This window comes from Terrimicrobium sacchariphilum, from assembly GCF_001613545.1.
GTDB lineage: Bacteria > Verrucomicrobiota > Verrucomicrobiia > Chthoniobacterales > Terrimicrobiaceae > Terrimicrobium > Terrimicrobium sacchariphilum.
Genome location: NZ_BDCO01000003.1, coordinates 44,142 through 64,851 on the forward strand (window position 1 = coordinate 44,142; position 20,710 = coordinate 64,851).

General features: G+C 60.9%; 24 protein-coding genes. 10 read left to right on the forward strand and 14 right to left on the reverse strand.

Annotated elements, in window-relative coordinates; genetic code table 11:
* Nucleotides 1-25: 25 nt before the first annotated feature.
* The 4 genes from TSACC_RS17815 (at nt 26) to TSACC_RS17830 (ending at nt 2,387) form a co-directional block, all read left to right on the forward strand.
* Nucleotides 26-928 carry a MotA/TolQ/ExbB proton channel family protein gene (locus TSACC_RS17815; protein ID WP_084400643.1) on the forward strand — a complete coding sequence of 301 codons (903 nt, stop codon included), beginning with the start codon at nt 26-28 and terminating at the stop codon, nt 926-928.
* 9 nt (nt 929-937) lie between these two features.
* Nucleotides 938-1,417 carry an ExbD/TolR family protein gene (locus TSACC_RS17820; RefSeq protein ID WP_075080835.1) on the forward strand — a complete coding sequence of 160 codons (480 nt, stop codon included), beginning with the start codon at nt 938-940 and terminating at the stop codon, nt 1,415-1,417.
* 18 nt (nt 1,418-1,435) lie between these two features.
* Nucleotides 1,436-1,855, forward strand: coding sequence for an ExbD/TolR family protein (locus TSACC_RS17825; RefSeq protein WP_075080836.1), 420 nt, complete (start codon nt 1,436-1,438; stop codon nt 1,853-1,855).
* A gap of 115 nt (nt 1,856-1,970) precedes the next feature.
* The gene (locus TSACC_RS17830) at nt 1,971-2,387 is read left to right on the forward strand and encodes an ExbD/TolR family protein (RefSeq protein ID WP_075080837.1); all 417 of its coding nucleotides are present in this window, start codon (nt 1,971-1,973) and stop codon (nt 2,385-2,387) included.
* 69 nt (nt 2,388-2,456) lie between these two features.
* On the opposite strand, the gene ndk is transcribed toward TSACC_RS17830, so the two are convergent.
* From ndk to TSACC_RS17855, 5 genes are all read right to left on the reverse strand, one after another.
* Nucleotides 2,457-2,900 carry a nucleoside-diphosphate kinase gene (gene ndk / locus TSACC_RS17835; RefSeq protein WP_075080838.1) on the reverse strand — a complete coding sequence of 148 codons (444 nt, stop codon included), beginning with the start codon at nt 2,898-2,900 and terminating at the stop codon, nt 2,457-2,459.
* 61 nt (nt 2,901-2,961) lie between these two features.
* Complete coding sequence (locus tag TSACC_RS17840; protein ID WP_202816000.1) at nt 2,962-4,515, reverse strand: ammonium transporter; 1,554 nt, start codon at nt 4,513-4,515, stop codon at nt 2,962-2,964.
* On the reverse strand, nt 4,512-5,180 hold the full coding sequence (locus TSACC_RS17845) for a hypothetical protein (RefSeq protein WP_075080839.1): 669 nt from the start codon (nt 5,178-5,180) through the stop codon (nt 4,512-4,514). The genes TSACC_RS17840 and TSACC_RS17845 overlap by 4 nt, the downstream gene beginning before the upstream one ends.
* Before the next feature lie 13 nt (nt 5,181-5,193).
* A complete protein-coding gene (locus tag TSACC_RS17850; RefSeq protein ID WP_075080840.1) occupies nt 5,194-5,535 on the reverse strand; it encodes a hypothetical protein in 342 nt (113 codons plus the stop codon).
* Nucleotides 5,536-5,563: 28 nt separating this feature from the next.
* Entirely contained in the window at nt 5,564-6,925 is a 1,362-nt protein-coding gene (locus TSACC_RS17855; RefSeq protein ID WP_202816001.1) for a glycine--tRNA ligase, read from the reverse strand.
* A gap of 118 nt (nt 6,926-7,043) precedes the next feature.
* Here TSACC_RS17855 and TSACC_RS17860 point away from each other — a divergent pair, with 118 nt between their 5' ends.
* Nucleotides 7,044-7,901: a TolB family protein gene (locus TSACC_RS17860; RefSeq protein WP_075080841.1), complete on the forward strand. Its 858-nt coding sequence runs from the start codon at nt 7,044-7,046 to the stop codon at nt 7,899-7,901.
* Between the two features lie 15 nt (nt 7,902-7,916).
* Here TSACC_RS17860 and ppk2 read toward each other — a convergent pair whose 3' ends face one another.
* Both ppk2 and TSACC_RS17870 read right to left on the reverse strand, forming a co-directional pair.
* Nucleotides 7,917-8,885, reverse strand: coding sequence for a polyphosphate kinase 2 (gene ppk2 / locus TSACC_RS17865; RefSeq protein ID WP_075080842.1), 969 nt, complete (start codon nt 8,883-8,885; stop codon nt 7,917-7,919).
* A gap of 22 nt (nt 8,886-8,907) precedes the next feature.
* Complete coding sequence (locus tag TSACC_RS17870) at nt 8,908-10,368, reverse strand: MFS transporter (RefSeq protein WP_075080843.1); 1,461 nt, start codon at nt 10,366-10,368, stop codon at nt 8,908-8,910.
* 197 nt (nt 10,369-10,565) lie between these two features.
* Here TSACC_RS17870 and TSACC_RS17875 point away from each other — a divergent pair, with 197 nt between their 5' ends.
* Nucleotides 10,566-11,165: a thioredoxin family protein gene (locus tag TSACC_RS17875; protein WP_075080844.1), complete on the forward strand. Its 600-nt coding sequence runs from the start codon at nt 10,566-10,568 to the stop codon at nt 11,163-11,165.
* 2 nt (nt 11,166-11,167) lie between these two features.
* Here the strand turns inward: TSACC_RS17875 and TSACC_RS17880 are convergent, their stop codons facing one another.
* From TSACC_RS17880 to TSACC_RS17900, 5 genes are read right to left on the reverse strand one after another with little or no spacing between them, the layout of a single operon-like run.
* Nucleotides 11,168-11,818, reverse strand: coding sequence for a LolA family protein (locus tag TSACC_RS17880; protein WP_084400645.1), 651 nt, complete (start codon nt 11,816-11,818; stop codon nt 11,168-11,170).
* Entirely contained in the window at nt 11,815-12,720 is a 906-nt protein-coding gene (locus tag TSACC_RS17885; protein ID WP_075080846.1) for a lysophospholipid acyltransferase family protein, read from the reverse strand. The genes TSACC_RS17880 and TSACC_RS17885 overlap by 4 nt, the downstream gene beginning before the upstream one ends.
* The gene (locus TSACC_RS17890) at nt 12,720-13,478 is read right to left on the reverse strand and encodes a polysaccharide deacetylase family protein (protein WP_075080847.1); all 759 of its coding nucleotides are present in this window, start codon (nt 13,476-13,478) and stop codon (nt 12,720-12,722) included. The genes TSACC_RS17885 and TSACC_RS17890 overlap by 1 nt, the downstream gene beginning before the upstream one ends.
* Nucleotides 13,454-14,230: a glycosyltransferase family 2 protein gene (locus tag TSACC_RS17895; RefSeq protein WP_075080848.1), complete on the reverse strand. Its 777-nt coding sequence runs from the start codon at nt 14,228-14,230 to the stop codon at nt 13,454-13,456. Before TSACC_RS17895 ends, TSACC_RS17890 begins: the two co-directional genes overlap by 25 nt.
* Complete coding sequence (locus tag TSACC_RS17900; protein WP_075080849.1) at nt 14,227-15,066, reverse strand: lysophospholipid acyltransferase family protein; 840 nt, start codon at nt 15,064-15,066, stop codon at nt 14,227-14,229. Before TSACC_RS17900 ends, TSACC_RS17895 begins: the two co-directional genes overlap by 4 nt.
* 92 nt (nt 15,067-15,158) lie before the next feature.
* On the opposite strand from TSACC_RS17900, the gene TSACC_RS17905 reads away from it, so the two are divergent.
* On the forward strand, nt 15,159-16,130 hold the full coding sequence (locus tag TSACC_RS17905; RefSeq protein ID WP_075080850.1) for a lysylphosphatidylglycerol synthase transmembrane domain-containing protein: 972 nt from the start codon (nt 15,159-15,161) through the stop codon (nt 16,128-16,130).
* Nucleotides 16,127-16,771 (forward strand): class I SAM-dependent methyltransferase, encoded by a 645-nt coding sequence (locus TSACC_RS17910; RefSeq protein ID WP_075080851.1) that lies wholly within the window; start codon nt 16,127-16,129, stop codon nt 16,769-16,771. The genes TSACC_RS17905 and TSACC_RS17910 overlap by 4 nt, the downstream gene beginning before the upstream one ends.
* A gap of 10 nt (nt 16,772-16,781) precedes the next feature.
* Here TSACC_RS17910 and TSACC_RS17915 read toward each other — a convergent pair whose 3' ends face one another.
* On the reverse strand, nt 16,782-17,372 hold the full coding sequence (locus TSACC_RS17915; protein WP_075080852.1) for a hypothetical protein: 591 nt from the start codon (nt 17,370-17,372) through the stop codon (nt 16,782-16,784).
* A 194-nt stretch (nt 17,373-17,566) separates the two neighbouring features.
* On the opposite strand from TSACC_RS17915, the gene leuC reads away from it, so the two are divergent.
* Both leuC and leuD read left to right on the forward strand, forming a co-directional pair.
* On the forward strand, nt 17,567-18,976 hold the full coding sequence (leuC, locus tag TSACC_RS17920; RefSeq protein WP_075080853.1) for a 3-isopropylmalate dehydratase large subunit: 1,410 nt from the start codon (nt 17,567-17,569) through the stop codon (nt 18,974-18,976).
* Nucleotides 18,977-18,983: 7 nt separating this feature from the next.
* Nucleotides 18,984-19,589: a 3-isopropylmalate dehydratase small subunit gene (leuD, locus tag TSACC_RS17925; protein ID WP_075080854.1), complete on the forward strand. Its 606-nt coding sequence runs from the start codon at nt 18,984-18,986 to the stop codon at nt 19,587-19,589.
* Between the two features lie 66 nt (nt 19,590-19,655).
* Here leuD and TSACC_RS17930 read toward each other — a convergent pair whose 3' ends face one another.
* Nucleotides 19,656-20,699, reverse strand: a complete 1,044-nt coding sequence (locus tag TSACC_RS17930) for a glycosyltransferase family 4 protein (RefSeq protein WP_075080855.1) — start codon at nt 20,697-20,699, stop codon at nt 19,656-19,658.
* Between the last annotated feature and the right edge of the window lie 11 nt (nt 20,700-20,710).

The following is a 20,710-nucleotide window of genomic DNA, read 5'->3' on the forward strand; positions in this document are numbered from 1 at the left end:
GTCTCTTCCGTTCGTGATTCCATCTATGAAAAGTTCCCGTTCCCTGTTGCGTATCATTCTGCCCGCGCTCATTGCTCTCGCCACCGTGAGCGGAGCCCACGCGGCCGAGGGCGCACCAGCCGAGTCCCACAACATCATCCAGGTCATTCTCTCGGGTGGCCCGCTCATCGTCATGATCTGGCTCGCCATCCTTGGCACCTCGATCACGATGGTGACGTTCATCATCCAGCTATTCCTCGTCCTTCGCGATGAGCAGCTCGCTCCCGCCGCTCTCCTCGAGTCGCTCCGCGCTACGATCAGCGCTGGCAACTACCAGGAAGCCTGGGAAATCTGCCGCGCCAACAAGGCCTACATTGCCCTCGTTCTCGGCGGTGCTCTCGAGCGCCTCGGTCGTGGCAAGGATGCTGTTGAGACGGCTCTCATCGAGCACGGACTCCGCGAGGCCCAAGTCCTGAAGACCAAAAACAGCTATCTCTCCGTTATCGGAGTTATCGCACCGATGATCGGACTGCTCGGTACGGTTATCGGAATGATGGGCGCGTTCGCCGTACTCGGTTCCTCGGGTGTGTCGGACCCGCGCCTCCTCGCCACCCGTATCGGTGAAGTGCTCATGGCTACCGCCAGCGGTCTCTTCATCGCTATCCCGGCCTTTATTTTCTACTACTACTTCCGCAACCGCGCGACCATCGTCCTCGTTACCGCCGACGACAAGCTGAACCAGCTCATCGAGGATATCCCGTTCGACGAACTCGGCGGAGTCCGCATCGGTGAGAACTTCGAGGCAGGTGCCGGCGCTCCCGTCACCGGCGCTGGCCGCTCCCGCAAGGTTTCGGTCGCCCTCACCACGAATTGCCCCGTCTGCAACGGTGCCATCCAGCCCGGCCAGAATCCCTGCCCGCATTGCGGCGCCACTCTCGAGTGGGCCTGATAGCATCCGATGTCAGAAGAGGCTCATAGGCGCGGCAAAAAGAAAGTCCGCAAAGCCGATCCCGAGGCCGATCCGGAGTTCCAGATCGCCCCGATGATCGATATTCTCCTCGTTCTCCTGGTGTTCTTTATGTCCATCACCTCCACCGAGGTGCTGCAGTCGAACACCGACGTCGACCTCCCGGTCGCCAAGGAGGCCAAGGAGCCCAAACCGATCAAGGGCGGCCAGATGATCGTCAACATCCTCTTCAGCCCCATCAACAACGCGACCACCTTCGAGGTAAACGAAAAGAACCCCTCGATGAATGAAATCGCGGCGATGCTCTCCAATGAAGTGAATCGCAACCCGCAGTACCGCGTGCTCGTCCGTGCCGACAAGCAGGTCAAGTACGAGGCGATCCGCTCTCTCCTGGAAGCTGTTGGTCGTGCAGGAGTGGGCAATGTCACTTTCTCGGTCGTCGACAAGGACGCCGGAAAACCCCAAGGATAATCACGAGGTAATAAAACTATGGCAGGTGGTGGTGTATCAGAAGACGGAGATGTCGGATTCCAAATCGCACCGATGGTGGACGTGGTGTTCGTGCTCCTTCTCTTCTTCATGGCTTCGGCCGGTTCTCAGATCAAACCCCGCGAGTTGACCATCAACCTCCCGAGTGGCAAGTCTGCCCCGGGTATCGATGTTCCCAAGACTCCTCTCATCATCGACATCTTCCCGGACGGCAAGGTGCAGATGAACAACAAGGTCTACGACACTCCGGGCAGCCGCGAACTTCCCGAGCTCCGGGCCAAGCTCGCCGACACAATCAACAAGTTCGGTGACAAGGACCCCGTCATCATTCGTCCCGATCCGCAGACCCGTCACGATCGGATCATCGACGTGCTTAATGCGGCGGCCGCCTCGGGTGTGAAAAACCTCACGTTCAGCTAGGCGCGCAACGTCAGGGAATTGCTTTTCAAACGCCTCCGTCCTCACCGGGCGGGGGCGTTTTGCTTTCTCGACTTCTCCGGTCTTCTTCGCTAGTCTCCGGTCAACCCCTCAAAATATGGCTGGAAACATTTCCTCGGAAGAAGGAGACGTCGGCTTTCAGATCGCGCCCATGGTGGACGTCGTGTTCGTCCTCTTGTTGTTTTTCATGGCTGCTGCCGGATCTCAGGTCATCAACAAGGAACTCACTGTCACGCTGCCCAGCGGTGCGACCTCCGACCGACCGCAGGAGAAAGTCCCGCTCATCATCGACATCTTTCCCGACGGCAAGGTGCAGATGAACAACAAGGTTTACGACGCGTTTTCCAGCCGGGACCTGCCGGAACTGCAAGCCAAGCTCGCCGAGGCTGTCGCAAAATTCGGCGACAAGGACCCCGTCATCGTGCGTCCCGACCCACAGAGTCGCCACGAACGCATCATGGATGTCCTCAATGCCGCGACCGCAGCGGGTATAAAAAAACTCTCCTTCAGCTAGAACGGAGAGGGGAGGTGGAATCGGCGCTCCCGCCGAGACGGGAGCGCACGAAAAGGAATTCCGAAAACCTTACGGCTTCGTGGTGTAGCTCATCGCGTAATCGAAGAGTTCTTCGTCCTTGAAGAAGCGCTTCAACTCGATTTCCGCGTTCTCCGCGCTGTCGGAGGCATGGGCCACGTTGACCATCACGTCGACGCCAAAGTCGCCGCGGATCGTACCCTTGTCGGCCTTCTTGGAGTCCGTGGGTCCGAGGAGCGTACGCACGCGATCGACTGCGTTGTCACCGGCGACGGCGAGGCCGACCACGGGAGACGACTGCATGAAGGCGACGATCTCGGGGAAGAAGGGCTTCGAGGCCAGGTGCGCGTAATGTTCGTTGAGGATCTCGCTGCTCAGGCGGAAGAGTTTGCATCCGCGGATCTGAAAACCTGCCTCCTCGAAACGCTTGATCACTTCGCCGACCTTGCGGCCAGTCACACAATCGGGTTTGAGAAGAATGAGAGATGTTTGCATCGGCGCGGAAGTCTAGCCGTCCGCCCGCCCTCGGGAAGGAGAATCTTTTGAGGCCTGGTCGTCACGGCAAACCCTGCTCTCCCGTGATGAAGTCCGGATAGGCCGCTCCCGAGTGCTCGGTGAAGTCGAGTCCGAGATCCTGCTCATCCTCGCTGGCTCGTAATCCCACGATCTTGTCGATGAGGAGAAACCCGATGAACGACGCCCCGAAGGCTGCCGCCGTGATGCTGGCCACGCCCAGCGCCTGCACGCCGAGTTGATGCGGGGAAAATCCCGCTTCATTGAAAATCGCCACCGACAGGATACCCCACCAGCCGCAGAAGAGATGCACCGGTACCGCACCGACGGCATCGTCGATCTTGAGTCGTTCCAGCAGGAGCGACCCAAAGGTCGCTATTACGCCGGCGACCAGCCCGATTACCAAAGCCGAGGCCGGGGCGACCAGGTTGCAGTTTGCTGTGATTCCGACCAGTCCACCCAGCGCTCCATTGATCGTCATGCCGAGATCGGGCCGGCCCTGGTGCAGCCACATGGCAAACATACCTGCGATCGCCCCCGCCGCCGGGGCGATCGTGGTGTTGACCGCGATGCGGCCGATATTTACATCGCCGACCAGCGTTGAACCCGGATTGAACCCATACCATCCCAGCCAGAGGATGAAGACGCCCAGGGTTGCGAGCGGCATGTTGTGACCGCTGATGAGATTGGCCGTGCCATCGGACTTGAAGCGACCGATTCGAGGTCCGACCACCAGTACCCCCGCCAGCGCCGCCGCTCCTCCGATCGAGTGTACGACGCTCGATCCTGCAAAATCCAGGTAGCCGAGTTGCTCCAGCCAGCCCTTGCCTCCGCCATAGCCAAACGCCCCGCCGAAGCTGCCCCAGGCCCAGTGCCCTATTACCGGGTAGAGTACGCCTGTGATGAGCGCTGTAAAAATCAGATAGCCGACGAACTTTGTCCGCTCCGCCATCGCACCCGAGATGATCGTCGCCGCCGTGCCGCAGAAGACGAGCTGAAAGAACCAGAACGACCACAGCATGTTATTCGCGGGCACGTCCGAGATCCAGAACGGACCCGTGCCAAACAGTCCTGCCACCGAGTGCCCAAACATCAGCCCAAACCCGAGGAAGAGGAAACACAGCGTGCCCACGCAGAAATCCAGGAAGTTCTTCATGCAGATGTTGATTGCGTTCTTGGCCCGGGTGAATCCCAGCTCCAGCATGCAAAATCCCGCCTGCATGAAAAAGACCAGCGCCGCCGTGAGCACGATCCACACGGCGTTCACACTTGTCTGCGCGGACTTATCCTCTGCTGATGCTTGGGTTTCTGGCGCTGCGGGAGCCGTTGCGAGCTTCGTCTCCAGCTCCCTTAATCTCGCCTCCAGCGCGCTGACGTCCGGGGTGGCCGCAACTGTCCCCGCCTTGCCCAGCGTTTTCTCGATCCCGCCGATACGACGGAGGATCTCATTGGAGTTCTCGATCAGCGTGGCCTGGCTCTTCTCACTCCGCTGCATGAAGTTTTCCATGGCGGGCTGCGGAACTGGCGTCGCGTCCTGGGCGGTCAGCCCGGCGACGCCGAGGGCGAGGGCGGCGAGGATGGCGTGCGGGTGTTTCATGAGTTGAAGGTATTGAGAAATTCCGAGCTGAGCGCGTCGCGTTTTCCCCGATTGGGGACGTAATCAAGGATCGCCAGTCCGATGCGTCGCGCATCATCGCGCTTGAGCTCGCCATTGATCGGCGTTGTCTCCTTGCTCATGGCGCGCTGGATCAGCTTGGCCGCCTGGGCCTGCCCTGTGACCCGGCTGAGCAGCCCGGTGACGATCTTTTCAAACTCCGCCCGTTTTATCATGGGCGACCCTTCCTCCTGCTGGGGTATTGACTGGGCCTCCGCCTTCGTTGCGAGTACGGGAGGCGGAGTTGCGGAGTTGGTCGGCGCTGGCAGCATTTCCAGCTCCATCAGCAGTCGCGTGGCCCGGGCGCTGACGAGGTCGATATCCGCAGCGGGCGTCAGAAGCACCGAGAGACGCGTGTTCCCCCGCGAGAGAATGAGCAGCCGATAATTTTCAAATCCGGCGCAGATCTGCCATAGCGCCCGGTCCACGCTCTCGTAGCCGGAGACGAGGTGATTTACCCGCGCTGCGAAATTTGCCACCCGCTCATCGGAGTAGGGGAGATCGTGATTCATCACCAGCGCACCTGTTTGCAGGCACGATCCGGAGACTCCGGGTTGGGAATACAGATCTGCGAGATTCTTGCGGAGAGTGTCGGGTGTTACAGCCATGCGACTCTCCTGCCTAGTTCAGGTCATTCAGGATCTGGCCGACGCCCTGGTGCGCCCGGGTGAGGAGAATCACGGTTTCCCCATTCTTGGCGTATCGATAGGAGCTTTGCCTTCCCGCCTCGGTGATCGAGACAAACTCCGGCGAGCCCGTCATCAATAACGACGAAAACTCGTCGAGGTAGTCCTTCAGATAGTCGGCTTCGTATATGACCATGCGCGCCTCTTCCTGGTGTTCTTGCTCGAACACAGGCGCACAGGCCGATGCGATCTCCTTGTTCGGCCCGAGGCGGATATGAATCGTCTCCTTGACCGAGAGTAATCCCTGACTCATCGCGTGGCCGGAAGCAGCTTCCATGCCACGCGGTTTTGTTAGCTTCCCGAATCTAGAGGATGGCAGCCGCGAGACGCGGCAGAAGCTCATCAATAGAGACGCGTTCCTGTTGCATGGAGTCGCGATGACGCAGCGTCACGGTGTCCGCTTTTTCCGGTCCGTTTTCGCCTACGGTATCAAAATCGACAGTCACGCAGAACGGCGTGCCCGCCTCGTCCTGACGGCGATAGCGGCGACCGATGGCTCCCGCCTCATCGTAGGAGACCGCCATGTGCGGGCGCAGCTTCGCGACGACTTCCTTGGCTTTCGCCACCAGCTCGGGCTTGTTCTTGAGCAGCGGGAAGATGCCGACCTTGATCGGGGCCATGCGCGGATGGAAGCGCAGCACGGTGCGCACCTCGCTCTTGCCGTTTTCATCGGTGACGGTTTCCTCGTCGAAGGCTTCGCAAAGCAGCGCCAGCGTGGTGCGGTCCACGCCTGCGCTCGGCTCGACCACGTGCGGGACGAACTTCTCGTTCTTCTCCTGGTCGTGGTACTCGAGCGGCTTGCCGCTCGCCTCGATGTGACGCGAGAGATCGTAATCCGTGCGGTACGCGATGCCTTCCAGCTCGCTCACGCCGAAGGGGAATTCGTATTCCAGGTCGTATGTCTTCTTGGAGTAGAAGGCGCGCTCGCCGTCCGGGATGTCGACGACGTGGATCTTGTCGCGCGGGATGCCGATGTCTTCGTAGAATTTCAAGCGCTGCTCGAGCCAGTAATCCGTCAGCGCAAGGCCGTCCTCGGCGCGGCAGAAATACTCGATCTCCATCTGCTCAAACTCCCGCGAGCGGAAGATGTAGTTGCGCGGGTTGATCTCATTGCGAAACGCCTTGCCGATCTGCGCGATGCCAAAGGGCAGCTTCTGGCGCGAGGTGTCGAGCACGTTGCGAAACTGCACGAACATCGCCTGCGCCGTCTCGGGGCGGAGATACACGAGGTTGTCATCGCTCTCGAGCGGGCCCGCGTAGCTCTTGAACATGAGGTTGAAGGCGCGGGGCTCCGTCAGGTCGCGGCTGCCGCAGTTCGGGCAGTACTTCGTGCCGTCTTTCTCCGGCAGTTGGTCGGCGCGGTGGCGGGCCTTGCACGATTTGCAGTCCACCATCGGGTCGGAAAAAGTCTCCTCGTGGCCGCTGGCCTTCCACACCGCGCGGTTCATGATGATCGAGCCATCCATGCCGACCATGTCGTCACGTTCGCGCACATTGCGCCGCCACCAGAAATCTTTCAGGTTGCGCTTGAGCTCGACGCCGAGGGGTCCGAAGTCCCAAAAGCCGTTCAGGCCGCCGTAAATCTCGGAGGACTGGAAGATGAAGCCCCTCCTTTTGCAGAGGCTCACGATTTTCTCCATTCGCTGGGATGCGGGATCTTTGGACATAGGTAGGAACTGGCGAATTAACCACGGATCACCATCCCAAGGGGAGCTTTTTTCCGTCTTTTCCTCCGCCTTTCCCGGTTGCCGTGTTGCCCGGATTCTGCCCAACATCCGCTCTGCCATGCGCACCGTGCTTCTCTCCCTGGCCGCATTCCTAGCGGTCGTCACGATTTCTCCCGCCCAGATCGCCTACGAATCCCTGGGATGGATTTACCTCCACGCCGAGGGCGGCAATCCGAAAAAGCTCGTCCAGGGCGTCTACCCCGCCTTCTCCCCGGATGGCCAAGCAATCGCCTACAATACTCAGGATGAAGACGGCGCCCGCCACATTGCCATTTACGATCTGGCCTCGGGCAAATCCCCCGTGCCCAATATCCCGGGCGACAACTCCTACGGCCCTTCGTGGTCCCCGGATGGCAAAAAACTCGCCTTTCATATTTTCAACAACGACCGCTGGGATATCGGCATCATCGGCGCGGATGGCTCCGGGTTCTTCCGGCTGCCGGTCGGGAAAGAAGTGTGGTCTCCCTCCTGGGCGCCCGACGGCCAGTCCCTTTACGCCCACGACATGGATACGATCTATCAGATCTCTCTCGCAGGTAAGGCGCTCAAGACCTGGCCGGTCAGCCTCTTCGGTCCCGGTGCCAGCATGAGCAGCGGCAGCTCGCTCGCGGTTTCGCCGGACGGAAAATCTCTGCTCGTCGAGGTCGATGGCGATGAGGATGTAAAGATCAAGGACTGGGACGGCCCGCCGTCCGCCCTCTGGACGATGGACCTCCAGACCGGTGCGCGCCAGCGCATCGGCTCGCGCAGCCTTCTCGCCTGGTCCGGCTGCTGGGAATCCGCCAACAGCATCATCTGCAACGGCGCGACTGAGAAAAAACCTCAGCCTGCGATTTATCGCATCACCCTGCCCGACGGCGCGTTTTCCCTGGTCCTTCCCATTGGCGGGCAGCCCTCCGTCGTGCCTGCGCGGTAGCGGGACGGCTCAGGATCAGGAAAGGTTCGTGCCGGGATCGTCCTTGGGCAGGTAGGGCTGGGGGATGATCATGTCCTCCGGTACCGGCAGCCGGTGATAATCGGAGTGGTGTACACGTGGCGGCAACTCGATCGGGGTGTATTCGACCTGCTGGTACGGGATCAGGCTCAGCATGTGGCTGATGCAGTTCAGGCGAGCCAGCTTCTTGTCCGTCGCGGGTACCACCCACCAGCGAGCCTCCGGGATGTGCGTGCGTTCCAGCATCACTTCCTTGGCTTTGGTGTAGTCCTCCCAGCGGCGGCGCGATTCGAGATCCATCGGGCTGAGCTTCCAGTGCTTGAGCGGATCACTCACGCGGCACTGAAAGCGAAACTCCTGCTCTGTATCCGTGATGGAGAACCAATACTTGATCAGGCGGATGCCCGATCGGATCAGCATCTTTTCAAACTCTGGCACCGTGCGGAAAAACTCCTCGTAATCCTCATCGGAGCAAAAGCCCATCACCCGCTCGACTCCCGCGCGGTTGTACCAGCTGCGGTCAAAGAGCACCATTTCGCCCGCCGCCGGCAGGTGCGCGACGTACCGCTGAAAATACCATTGGGTGCGTTCGCGGCTGTTCGGTGCTGGCAGCGCGGCGACCCGGCACACCCGGGGATTCAGGCGCTGCGTGATGCGCTTGATCACGCCGCCCTTGCCTGCCGCGTCGCGCCCCTCGAAGATCACCACGATCTTTTCGCCCGACGCCACCACCCACTCCTGCATCTTTACCAGCTCGGATTGCAGCCGGAAGAGTTCGCGAAAATAAAAGTGCCGCTGGATCTTCTCATCCTCCATCTCCTCCAGCGTCTGCGGCGGATGGTATTCCGTGCGCCGATCCTCCATCTCGAGTTCCAGCTCCTCGTCGAAGCTGTCTATCATCTCGCGATGTGCTCGGGCGATGAGGTCTTGCGTGGATTGCTGGTTGTGCTTTTCGTCGGAGTTCATGGCGTGGAAGGGATGGGATTTCCTAGTCGAGCTTGATGTGTTCGAGATTGACCCCCTTGGTCTCGATGGCGAAGCGATGCGTCACCCATGCCCCGAGTAGACAGGTGCCGATCAGGATGTAGAGCAGCGTGGCCGTACCGATGTCCTTGAGCAGGATGGGGAAGAGAAATGCCGTCGCCACCGCACCGACCTTGGCAAACGATGCCGCAAACCCAGCGCCAACTCCGCGTACCTTCGTGGGAAATACTTCCCCTGCCAGCAGGTACGTCATCGCGTTCGGTCCCATGTTGGTCATGAAGTTGAACAGCATGAATCCCGCAAAGATCAGCAGCACGTGTGTCGTTCCGTCGAAGTACGTCGAGATAGCTGCCAGCAGGAGTCCGATTGCACACCCGATAAAGCCGCCAATCTGGAGCTTGATCCGGCCCACCCGGTCTGCGAGGAAGATTGCCGCCACGATGCCCAGGATGAGCAGCACATCGATGATGGCTGCTCCCTTTGCCGCCTGGATGTCATCGTGAATGACGTCGGCAAGGTTGCGCGGGACGCCGGAGTCATGCCCAAAGGTGTACGCCAGGATCGTCGGCGTGAAGATGCCGATGCCGTAGGTGGAAAGATCCTGCAGGAACCACGGCACGGAGGCCAGGATCGTGGCGCGGCGGTACTTGGGCTTGGTAAAGAGCTTCGTAAACTCCGGCGTGTTTGCGGCCTCGATGGTCAGCGCGGCATCGGGTTCCAGCACGATGTCTTTTGGGTACTGCGGTTTGCGCTCGAGCAGGCGGCGCATTTCCCGCTCTGCCTCTTTGTGCCGTCCTTTGCTCATCAGCCAGTGCGGGCTCTGGGTGATGAAAAACCGCCCGATGATCACGGTGATGGCCGGGATGATCGCGCAGGCGTACATCAGTCGCCAGTCGGCCATGGACTTTGAGATCGAGAGAATGAAAAAACCGAGTACCGTGCCTGCCAGCGCGCCGACCGCCTGGAATCCAAAGGCTCCCAGCACCAGCTTTCCCCGGCAATGGCTCGGGATGCTTTCCGAGATCACCAGATGCGCGGTGGGATAATCGCACCCCAGCGCCAGTCCCATTCCGAACAGGCTCAGCACGAGGAACGGGAAACTAGGGCTTACAGCCACCAGGACGAGAAAGATGGTGAAAAGCACCATTTCCGAGATGAAGAGCATCTTCCGGCCAAAGTGATCCGCCAGCCCGCCCAGCGCGGTCGCGCCGATGAGGATGCCCGCCAGAGAGGCCGCGCTGATCATTCCCTTGTCAGCCGCCGTGAGCTGAAACTCGCGAACCATCAGCGGCAGCGCCACGCCTGTCATGAAGACCACGAGACCCTCGAAAAACTTGCCCGCAGTGGCCAGCCCCCAGATCCGCCATTGCATTCGCGTCATGGGCGCTTCGGAGACCTCCGTGCCATCCTCCCAGCGGGGGGTCTCGTCGATGTACTCCTGGATGGTCTTGGGTCGTTTGCTCATACGCGGTGGAGGGGCCGGATTCCGACCGCCTTGAGGGGCAGGCTGGCTGGTGTCTTGCGGCATCGTCAAGGGGGCAAATATGACAGTTTCGACACCTTTTCGCACTTGCGTTTTCTGGCAATCAAACGGGGTTTTTACGCAAAATTGCATGTCGTTCGGTTGCATCCCGGCCATCCCTGCATACGTTTCAGGCCGCTATGAAACACGTACCCCGCATCCTCGCGATTCTGGCTCTCTCCACTGCCGCCGCGTTCGCCGCGCCGGAAATTGGCAAACCCGCTCCTGATTTCTCTCTTAAGGACGCTTCCGGCAAGGAGGTGAAGCTCTCCGATTACAAGGGCAAGTACGTTGTCCTCGAGTGGGTGAACTTTGGCTGTCCCTTCGTGAAGAAGCACTACGGCTCAGGGAATATGCAGGCCCTTCAGAAGGATCTCACCGGCAAAGGAGCTGTCTGGCTTTCGATTTGTTCCTCTGCCGAGGGCAAGCAGGGCTTCTTTCCCAAGGGCGAGGTAGCCGCTGCGGTAAAGGAGAATGGCTCCAATGCCACGGACTATCTGATCGACGCCTCGGGTGAGGTCGGCAAGCTCTACGGAGCCGTCACTACGCCGGAAATGTTCCTTATCAATCCAGAGGGCGAGCTGGTCTACAAAGGCGCCATCGACAGCGCTGCAAGTCCCGATCCTGCCACGATCAAGGACGCCACAAATTACGTAAAGGCTGCCTTTGAAGAGGCTTCCGCGGGCAAGCCCGTGTCGAATCCCTCGACCAAGTCCTACGGCTGCTCGGTCAAGTACTAGGCCTAGCGCCCCAGCGGTTCGCTTACTGTCACGCCGGACGGCGGCTTGAAGGAGAAGTCGTCCGGCGTAAGCGCCGCCTTTCGCTCGTTGGAAAATGTGATCGTGCTCGACTCGCCCGGACCTGAAACCAGCACCATGCGGCGAGCTTTCAGATCCGCCCCGATCACCAGCGTGATCGACTGGATCGTGCCGCGCATCGCCCGGCTTCGAGGTGTCAGGTCCATCGTGTAGCCATCAGCATTGCGCTCGGCTTTTACCGAGTAGTTCTTTGCGATGTCGCGCAGCCCGAGGCCGGACGTCATGGCTGAAAGGGATTCTCTCAGGGCTTTGTTGGAGGACAGTGTGTATTTCTCGGCCTCCTTGTAGGCGGGGTAGTACATCCACAGTGTTTCTCCGTCACATGCCGTCAGTGATTTTCCCGGCACTTCCCGGCGAAACTTGTTTGGAGCGAGAAAGGCGATCGTGCCCGTTTCGACCACCGGCTTTTCCATCATCGCCAGTTTCTTCTCCTCGCGGAAATCACTCTGGATCGCTCCATCGGCCCGCTTGGCGGCGATCTGGTCGAGCAGATGCGCCGTCTCGTCATCACTCATTGGCTGGGCGGCAGCCCACGCTACGGGAAGTGTCAAAGCGAGGAGGAGGAGTCGTTTCATGCGGAGACGGGGACAAATTGATACCACTGCGTGGGGTGCTGGATGATCTCCTCGAACAATTCCGCGGCAATTTGCCGGGTGCAATCCTCGATCGCTTGTTTTCGAAGTTCCCTCGACGCGGCTTCCACGTGGATCGGCGGCTTCGCGATCAGTCGATATTTCCCGCCCCGCAGACGCAGGACGATCACCGGCACGACCGGGCATCGCGTCATGGCCGCGAGGATCGCGGGCGCAGTGGAGAAAAGGGTGCGGCCATTGGGCAGGGAGATCGGCAGGCCGTGCTCGGCGATGGGGCGATCGGCCAGCAGCGCCACGCAACGCCCCGCATCCAGGCTGCGCACGATCTGGATCGAAGAGAACGGGTCTGCTCCCACCGGTACGGTTTCTGTGTTCCAGCGCTGCCGCCACTTCGCCCGCCACTCTGTCAGTGAGGCAGTCGGTTCCGGCAGTGTGCCGATCGTGAGTGGGATGCCGGCCTTGCCGAGAGCCACTGCGCCGTACTCGAAGAAACTGAAATGGGCCGTCGCGAGGATCACTCCCCGTCCGCCGGACATCGCGGCGCGCAGGTGCTCCAGCCCGCCGTCGTTCTCCTGTAGCGACTGGGCTTTCTTCACCGGCATCGCCCCGACGGCGACGTAGTCGGCGATGGTCGCGCCGAAGTTGACGAATACCCGCACCGCTTCGGCTTCGGATACCGGCTCCTTGCGCAGGAGCTGGAGGTTGCGGCGCACCACTTCGCGCACAGCGGGCTGGGTCATGGCATAGGTCCAAGCCACGGTGCGGCTGACCGCTTGAAAGACCGGCCTGCGGGTGTACGGGTACAGCCGGGTGCAAAGGGAGAAGATCGAGTCCTGGTACAGCCTCTGGTAGGCCCATCTCTCGGTGTGCGAACGTCCCGACATCAACGCAGCGACTCCGGTTCCGGCAGCACGCAGGTATACCCTGCATTCTTCAGTCGTTCCAGCAGCCGCTCGAGCGTGGAGACGCGGTAGCGGCTGGCGCCTCCTTCATGAAGCAGGATGATTGCGCCCGGTCGGACCGATGCCATGATGCGCTGGATCACGACCGTGGGTGCAGCAGGGCACCCATCCTTTCCGCTGGCCGACCAGCCGATCACGCGCTGGCTTTCGGCTGCAGCGGCCGGGTGGACCGACATGTTGTTCATTCCCACGGGGGATCGGAACCACTTCGGCTTGGATCCCGTCGCGGTTTCGATGGCCTTGTTTCCCCAGGCGATTTCATGCCGGACGACCGGCTTGGGTGCCGCCCACCACCAACCCGACGAATGACTGTACGTGTGATTGCCCAAGCTGTGTCCTTCCCGGAGGATTCGACGCACGAGTGCCCGCTGGCTGTCCACTTGCCGACCAATCACGAAAAACGTCGCCTTTGCCTCGTATCTGGCCAGCGCGTCGAGCATTCCCGGTGTGTCTCGCGGATCAGGACCATCGTCGATCGTCAGCCACACCTCACGCTTCTCGGTTTCGAAGCGTGTTGCCACCGGGCCCTGCCACGCGCAGTTCTGGCGGAGCGTGGGATAGAGCCAGAAGAAATTGTGCGTCATTTCCACCGACCATCGGGCGCGCCACGGGGTCAGCGGCCAGAGTGCGAGCGCGGCGGCACGTGCGGCCAGGATTAGATGTCGCGTGGAGAGAGCCATTTCCTCCGAAGCTGCCAGACTCGCCACAGTCGCGGAAACAGCAAAATGCAAAGCCGCGTGTGGGTGCCCGCAAGCAGCAGGTTGTCGCGCAGGTAGCGAAAGTGCGTCACCCCGCCATCCGCCTTCTCCGGATACCTCACTGGTACCGGACGATTGATGGGTTCCACCCCCGCCCAAAAAAGCCGTACAGCCAGTTCGGTATCAAAATCGAAGCGTCGCGCCGTCGTGATCGATCGCATGACGTCAATCGCGGGTCGCAGCGGATATAATCGGAAGCCGAAAAGCGAGTCACGGATGCCACCCCAGAGTGTTTCCAGATTGGCAAACCAGTTTCCGACCCGCCGTCCTTTTACTCGCTCCGCCGGCGCCTCGGGTCCGAAGACCGGCTCTCCGAGAATCATGGCCCCGGGATGCCTTTGTGAAAGCTCCATGAAGCCAGTGACATCCTGCACCGGATGCTGGCCGTCGGCATCCATCAGCAGCGCGTGCGTGTAGCCTGCCTTGGCCGCGGCTTCCATCGCCACGAGGCTGGCTCCGCCTTTGCCTCGGTTTTCCCCAAGATGGATCACGCTCAGCCCCGGCTCGGAGCGAGCTAGCTCCTGGATTTCTGCCACGCTTTCATCCGTGCTCCCATCGAGCACCACCCACACGGGCTGCCACACGTTCAGCACGGCGCGTGCGGTTTCCACAAGCATCCGGCCACTATTGTAGCTCGGCAGGATGACGATTCTCTCCCGGTCCTCGAAACTCAAAGTGAGACGTCTTTCTTGCGGCGGAGAATGCTCTCGCCCGTGTACTCGAGGTTGCTGCGGAAGTAATCCTCCAGCCGCTGCGCCAGTGCCGGGGCGGTTTCGCCCTCCTGCGGCGTGAAGACCTCGCCGAGTGTTATCCGTACTGTGATCGGGAGCCGGGCGGGAGAAAAGAGGGGGAATTCCTTGGAAAGATATCGTCCCTCCTGCTCGATGAGGACTGTCTGGATCGGAGCGCCGGTCTTGGTTGCGATGAGGGCAAAGCCATGTTTGAAAGGATTCACCGCCTGCGCCCTAGTCCGCGTGCCCTCGGGGAAGATGAGGAGATTCTCTCCTTCTCGGATCTTCTCGATGCCTTCGCGTACCAGGGTTGGCCCCTGGTCGTTCGTAATATACCCCGCCATTCGCGCGGCACCGCCGAGGTAGGAGCGTTTCATCAGGCTGGCGCGCATCACGCAGATGGCGTTGGGAACGAAGCTCAGCAGGTAAATTGCATCGAGCTCGCTCGGGTGATTCGGAGCGATGATCGTGCCTCGCAGGCTGCGGAGTTTTTCCACGTCATCGATCTGGATGTCAAAGGCGCCAAGGGCCGTGGAGATCTTGAGCCAGTTGCGAAAGAGCCAATGGATCAGGTGCTGGCCCGTGGACGGTCGAATCGAGTTTCCCGCCAGCCTGCGCAGCAGGATGCAGGCAGGACACACCACGATACCACTGCCTATGAAGAGAAAGATCGCCGTGACCTGGCGCACGTAATCCCAGATTCCCCGTACGGAAAAAAACACGCGGCGTCGCCCGCGCACATAGATGGGAGAGGGAGAGTGGGCTCTCACTGTGGACATGTGCAGGATACGCTATCGCGGGTTTGGTGAGATTTCGAGTGCGTTGTTGCTTGCCCTCGGACTCTCTTCGGGCGACACACACTCCTCGCCCCATGCGCAAGTGGCTCACCATCATCCTTCAGACACTGGTCAGCGTGGCTCTGCTCGCCTGGATCTTCCGCGATGCCTCGACACGGCGCGAGGTGATGCAGTTTGTTCGTGAGGCGGATATCTTCTGGCTCGTGACAGGGGTGGCTTCCGCCGGGGTGGGGATCATCCTTGGTGTTTATCGCTGGGAGATTTTTTTGCGTGTCATGGGCATCCGCCTCTCCGGTTGGGAGCTCTTTCGCATCTCGATGGTGGGGTTGTTTTTTAATAACTTCCTTGTCGGCGCAGTCGGAGGCGATGCCGTGAAGGTCGTGTGGCTGGGTGCGAAGGGGCATTCGAAAGTCTCCGCTTTGGTATCGGTGCTCATGGATCGAATGAGCGGGCTGGGGGCGTTGGTCGTTTGTTCGCTCGTGTTCATCGCTGGTCGGCTTGACTGGCTCTCGCGCAGCCCTGTTGTTGCCGGGGTGAGCCATGTCGTCCTTGTGTATCTGGTAGCGGTCCTTGTTTTCCTCGGCATCACATTTGTCCTGGCCATGCGAGGGGTGACGGATCGGCTCCCCGCTCGTATTCCCGGCCGCGGACAGTTGGTGAATTTCACCTCAGCCTATTTCAAGTTCGTTTCGCACTGGCGCTCGACTCTGGCAGCCTCGCTTATCTCCTGCGTCATTCTGGTGTCGTATATCGGCACCTTTTATTGCGCGGCCCGGGCCTTCGGCGTAAACCAGCCTTTCGTGGACTTCCTCGCCTTCATGCCAGCGGTCGACATTATTGCCGCGATGCCAGTGAGCCTGGGAGGCTTCGGGGTCCGGGATCAGCTTTTTGCCACCATCATGGGCGATCTGTACGGCATCCCCGTCGCACAGGCGGTCTCGATCTCGCTTTGCGGGGCTTTCATGTCTCTGATTTGGGGGCTTCTCGGCCTCGCCATGCTGCCCTCGTATCGCCGCGTCGTCCGGGAGGAAACTGAGACCGCATGAGTTCGCCCGTTCGCCAGGCCGCCCAGCGCTATCGACGCTGGAAAAATCTGTACTATTACTCGCTCGGGAAGGCCTTCCTCGACCCAGCCTATCCTGCCGTCGCCCGGCTTTTCCGCAATTCGACTCTCCCGCTACTCGATCTCGGTTGCGGGATGGGACTTCTCACTGCTTATCTGCGCGCCTCGGGTCATGGCTCGCATGTCATTGGCATTGAGCTGGATGCTGAAAAGGTTAGCGTCGCCCGAGAGGTTCTTGGCGAGGCCGGGGCCGAGTTCCATCCTGGCGACGCGTTTTCCTTCCCACCCCATCTTGGCGATGTGGTCATGCTCGACGTGATCCATTACTTCGATGATGCACAGCAGCAGGCGCTCCTCACTCGCATCGCGCAAAGTCTCGCTCCCGGCGGTGTCGCCGCCATTCGGTTCACACTCAATGAACGTCACTGGCGCTTCGCTCTTACCCGGGCGGAGGAATGGTTTGTTCATCGCAGTGGCTGGATTCCCACGACGGGGCATAATTTCCCCACGGCCGAAGAAATGACCCGAGCATTCGTCGCTGCAGGATGCGAGGTCACAATGGAGCCGATGTGGGGTTGCACACCCTTCAATAGCTACCTCCTCGTCGCTCGGCGACGGGATTGATGGAGCGGGGCTAGTTCTTGGTGCGGAGGCCGCTGAAGTCCTTGATGCGGTCTTCCAGTTCCTTGATCCGCACCTCCATCTTGGCGATGGTCTCCTCTGCTGCCATCAGGCGACGCCGTTTGTCGAGAAGGGAAGTCTCCAGCTCGCGCACTCGTTTCTGGAGGTTGAAGCGAATGTTGCCCTTGGTCGGCAGCTCCAGCTTGTCAAAGAAGGTGCCGGCAGGAACTTCTTCCTCCTTGGGCGCGGCCATGGCCTCCTGGAAAAACGCCGTGTCGCGCAATGCCACCCATTCGCCCGTGCACGAGTTGATCAGCAGCGTGTCCGGCGTGATCTCCTCCATGCGGTAAAACTCGATCAGAGCTCCGGCCGTCGTCGGGCCGTACAGCAGATCCTCGCCCACCACGACCAGCCAGTCCATTTTCATGTCGGCCACCATGGGAGCCTTCGTCCACACGACATTGTCCGGCGACAGCATGTCCTGCGGATTCACATGCGCGGAGCGCGCCCATTCCTGGATTTTCGAGAGGTGGATCGGTCCGAAGACCTCGCCGTTCTCGTGCTTTTTCAGGTACCAATTAACGGGATTATCGGTCTGCGGCATAGGGAGTCTCTGGGAGAAGGGGAGGGTTGATGCAACAATGCGCGAATCCGCCTCGAAAGACAAGATTTGTTGGGGCGCGAAACCGCCCGATCCCGATATCGGGGACTCACAATCGAGTCCGACATCGAACTTGCGCCCAGGCCCAATCACGGGCACACTGTCAAGTTCCCCCGAAACCGGGGTTAACGAACGCTATGAGCAAAACATTATTGGATAAAGTCTGGGAGGCGCACACCGTGCGCAAACTGCCGAACGGAGCAACTCAACTGTTGATCGGCACCCACCTTATTCATGAGGTGACCAGCCCTCAGGCTTTCGGCATGCTGCGTGATCTGGGCCTCAAGGTCCTCTATCCGCAGCGCACCTTCGCCACCGTCGACCACATCGTGCCCACCGACGAGCGCGAGGAGCCGTTTTCTGATCCGCTGGCGGACGAAATGATCAAGGCCCTCCGTGCCAACTGCGACGAATTCGGCATCAAGTTCTTCGACCTGCCGACTGGCGCGCAGGGTATCGTGCACATCGTCGGTCCCGAGCAGGGCATCACCCAGCCCGGCACCACCATCGCCTGCGGCGACTCGCACACCTCGACCCACGGCGCTTTCGGCGCGATCGCCTTCGGCATCGGCACCAGCCAGGTCCGCGACGTGCTCGCGACCCAGACCATGGCGCTGCACAAGCCCAAGGTCCGCCGCATCAATGTCGACGGCAAGCTCGCCCCCGGCGTCTATGCCAAGGACGTCATCCTCCACATCATCCGCAAGCTCGGGGTGAATGGCGGCATCGGCTACGCCTACGAATACGGCGGCTCGACCTTTGACAATTTCACGCAGGAAGAGCGCATGACCGTCTGCAACATGTCCATCGAGGGCGGCGCCCGCGTGGGATATGTGAATCCGGACGACACCACCTTCGATTACCTCAAGGGCCGTCCCTACGCGCCCAAGGCCGAGGAGTGGGATGCCGCGATCGCCCGCTGGCGTTCCTTTGCTTCCGACCCGGATGCCACCTACGACGACGTGGTGAACTTCCGAGCCGAGGACATCGGACCCACGATCACCTGGGGCATCAACCCCGGCCAGGCCATTTTCATCGACGAGAACGTCCCGACTCCCGCCGAACTGCCCGAGAAGGATCGCGCGACCGCCGAAGAGGCTCTCGTGCACATGAATCTCGCGCCCGGCAAGCCCATCAAGGGCACCAAGGTCGACGTTGCTTTCCTCGGCAGCTGTACTAACGGCCGCCTGAGCGACCTCACCGAGGTGGCGCGCTTCGTCAAGGGCCGCAAGGTCAAAGACGGCGTGAAGGCCATCGTCGTGCCCGGTTCCCAGGGCGTCTCGCAGATCGCCGAGAAAATGGGCCTTGCGGAAATCTTCCGCGACGCCGGTTTCGAGTGGCGCGGTGCGGGCTGCTCGATGTGCCTCGGCATGAACCCCGACAAGCTCGTCGGCCATCAGCTCTGCGCCAGCTCCAGCAACCGTAACTTCAAGGGCCGCCAGGGTAGCCCGACCGGTCGGACAGTGCTCATGAGCCCGATCATGGTCGCCGCCGCCGCCCTCACCGGCGAGATCACCGACGCCCGCGAAGTCTTCGACATCAAATAACTCGTTTATGGCTCTCGAAAAAATCACCCAGGTCACCGGCCGCGGCGTCTACGTCCCCGGTGAAGACATCGACACGGACCGCATCATCCCGGCCCGTTTCATGAAGTGCATCACCTTCGACGGTCTCGGCGAGTTCGCCTTCTACGACGAACGCAAGGCCGCCGACGGCTCGCTCAAGCCGCATCCGCTCAACGAAGAACGCTATGTTGGCGCGAAGTTCCTCCTCTCCGGGTCGAACTTCGGCTGCGGCAGCTCGCGTGAGCACGCTCCGCAGGCCCTCTACCGCTACGGCTTCCGCGCTGTCATTGCCGAGAGCTTTGCCGAGATTTTCTTCGGCAACTCGATCACGCTCGGTATGCCCTGCGCCGTCATGGCCCACGACGATATCCAGGCCCTTGCCGGTCTCATCGAAAGCGATCCCGCCATCCTCATCACTCTCGACCTGCTCGAGGGCAAGGTGACGGCCGCCGACATGGACTTCCCGGCCACGCTTCCTCCGCATGCGAAGGAAGCTCTCGTTCAGGGCAAATGGGACGCCATCGCCGACCTCCTCGAGAGCGTTGACGACATCAAGAACGTGGCGGGCAACCTCGCCTACTTCAAGGCCGCCTAAGCGCCCTTAGTCCCAAAGACCTTTACGCGCAGCGGGGTGGATTCGTCCTCCCCGCTGTTTGCGTTTTCAGAGTACTTTGCCGAGCACTGCGAGCGTCTCGTTCACATTCCGCTCGATGGAATACTGCGCCGCCAGCTCTCGGCAGGCCTTCCCCGTCGCCGCACGATCCTGTGAGCGCCAGTAGCGCAACGCCTCCGCCAGTCCTTCTACGTCACCGGGCTCGACGACCGAGCCATGCACGCCCGGCGTGATGATTTCGGAAAACCCATTCGCCGTGGTCGTGATGACGGGCAGCCCCGCCGCCAGCCCCTCCAGGCAGGCATTGGAAAACGGATCGTAGATCGTCGGCAGGATGAACACATCCGCTGCTGCGAAGACCGGGGGCAGATCGCTTACCGGCCCGAGGAAAATCGCCGACGGGGACGAATACGCCGCCTTTTTACCGCGTCCCGCCACGAGCACTTTCGCGTCCGCCTTTTCCGCTGCCGCCAGCGCAAAAGCCAGCCCCTTGCGTTCCCAGCCGCTCCCGGCAAAAAGCGCGAGATAACCCTCATCCAGCCCAAGGGCGGAGCGGGATTCCACCCGATCGGCTGCCGCGAGCGCGCCGCCGATGCCATTGGGCACGATGTGGATTTTCTCCTGCGGATACTCGTGCCAGCGAACGATCTCCTCCGCCACCATGCGGGAATTTGCAATCACCGCCCGCGCCGTCTGGAACACGCCGCGCTCCAGGCGCATCAGGGCCAGGTGCTTCGGGTTGTAACGGTGAAACATCGCCTTCCACCACGGCTCGAATTTCGACCGGCGCTGAATCCACGCCGCATGCACGCCGTCCCCCGCCCGGTATACGTCGCAGCCCGGCACCCGCTCGAGGCTGAACGTGATGTCCACCGGCGCCTTTGACGCAGCAAAAGCGGCGGCAAATTCATCCGGAGTGCGTCCTGGCAGGCGAATAATTCCCCGCCCAGGCCAGCGCTCGGCGGGCCATTCGCTGGACGTGATGAGAATGGCCTCGTGCCCAGCCTGCGTGAGGCCGTGGGCGAGCCGCATCAGGTAGGCTTCCGCCCCTCCTGTGCCGGAGAATCCCCTGCGAACGAGACCGATCTTCATTGCCTTGTATG

Coding starts and splice junctions, on each gene's coding strand:
- TSACC_RS17825 (WP_075080836.1), top strand. CDS start 1,436: ATGGCAGGTGGTGGTGTATCAGAAGACGGAGATGTCGGATTCCAAATC.
- TSACC_RS17890 (WP_075080847.1), bottom strand. CDS start 13,478: ATGGCTCTCTCCACGCGACATCTAATCCTGGCCGCACGTGCCGCCGCG.
- TSACC_RS17845 (WP_075080839.1), bottom strand. CDS start 5,180: ATGGCTGTAACACCCGACACTCTCCGCAAGAATCTCGCAGATCTGTAT.
- TSACC_RS17850 (WP_075080840.1), bottom strand. CDS start 5,535: ATGGAAGCTGCTTCCGGCCACGCGATGAGTCAGGGATTACTCTCGGTC.
- TSACC_RS17875 (WP_075080844.1), top strand. CDS start 10,566: ATGAAACACGTACCCCGCATCCTCGCGATTCTGGCTCTCTCCACTGCC.
- TSACC_RS17930 (WP_075080855.1), bottom strand. CDS start 20,699: ATGAAGATCGGTCTCGTTCGCAGGGGATTCTCCGGCACAGGAGGGGCG.
- TSACC_RS17900 (WP_075080849.1), bottom strand. CDS start 15,066: ATGTCCACAGTGAGAGCCCACTCTCCCTCTCCCATCTATGTGCGCGGG.
- ndk (WP_075080838.1), bottom strand. CDS start 2,900: ATGCAAACATCTCTCATTCTTCTCAAACCCGATTGTGTGACTGGCCGC.
- TSACC_RS17915 (WP_075080852.1), bottom strand. CDS start 17,372: ATGCCGCAGACCGATAATCCCGTTAATTGGTACCTGAAAAAGCACGAG.
- TSACC_RS17880 (WP_084400645.1), bottom strand. CDS start 11,818: ATGAAACGACTCCTCCTCCTCGCTTTGACACTTCCCGTAGCGTGGGCT.
- TSACC_RS17860 (WP_075080841.1), top strand. CDS start 7,044: ATGCGCACCGTGCTTCTCTCCCTGGCCGCATTCCTAGCGGTCGTCACG.
- TSACC_RS17910 (WP_075080851.1), top strand. CDS start 16,127: ATGAGTTCGCCCGTTCGCCAGGCCGCCCAGCGCTATCGACGCTGGAAA.
- TSACC_RS17815 (WP_084400643.1), top strand. CDS start 26: ATGAAAAGTTCCCGTTCCCTGTTGCGTATCATTCTGCCCGCGCTCATT.
- ppk2 (WP_075080842.1), bottom strand. CDS start 8,885: ATGAACTCCGACGAAAAGCACAACCAGCAATCCACGCAAGACCTCATC.
- TSACC_RS17840 (WP_202816000.1), bottom strand. CDS start 4,515: ATGAAACACCCGCACGCCATCCTCGCCGCCCTCGCCCTCGGCGTCGCC.
- TSACC_RS17855 (WP_202816001.1), bottom strand. CDS start 6,925: ATGTCCAAAGATCCCGCATCCCAGCGAATGGAGAAAATCGTGAGCCTC.
- leuC (WP_075080853.1), top strand. CDS start 17,567: ATGAGCAAAACATTATTGGATAAAGTCTGGGAGGCGCACACCGTGCGC.
- TSACC_RS17870 (WP_075080843.1), bottom strand. CDS start 10,368: ATGAGCAAACGACCCAAGACCATCCAGGAGTACATCGACGAGACCCCC.
- TSACC_RS17830 (WP_075080837.1), top strand. CDS start 1,971: ATGGCTGGAAACATTTCCTCGGAAGAAGGAGACGTCGGCTTTCAGATC.
- TSACC_RS17905 (WP_075080850.1), top strand. CDS start 15,159: ATGCGCAAGTGGCTCACCATCATCCTTCAGACACTGGTCAGCGTGGCT.
- leuD (WP_075080854.1), top strand. CDS start 18,984: ATGGCTCTCGAAAAAATCACCCAGGTCACCGGCCGCGGCGTCTACGTC.
- TSACC_RS17820 (WP_075080835.1), top strand. CDS start 938: ATGTCAGAAGAGGCTCATAGGCGCGGCAAAAAGAAAGTCCGCAAAGCC.
- TSACC_RS17885 (WP_075080846.1), bottom strand. CDS start 12,720: ATGTCGGGACGTTCGCACACCGAGAGATGGGCCTACCAGAGGCTGTAC.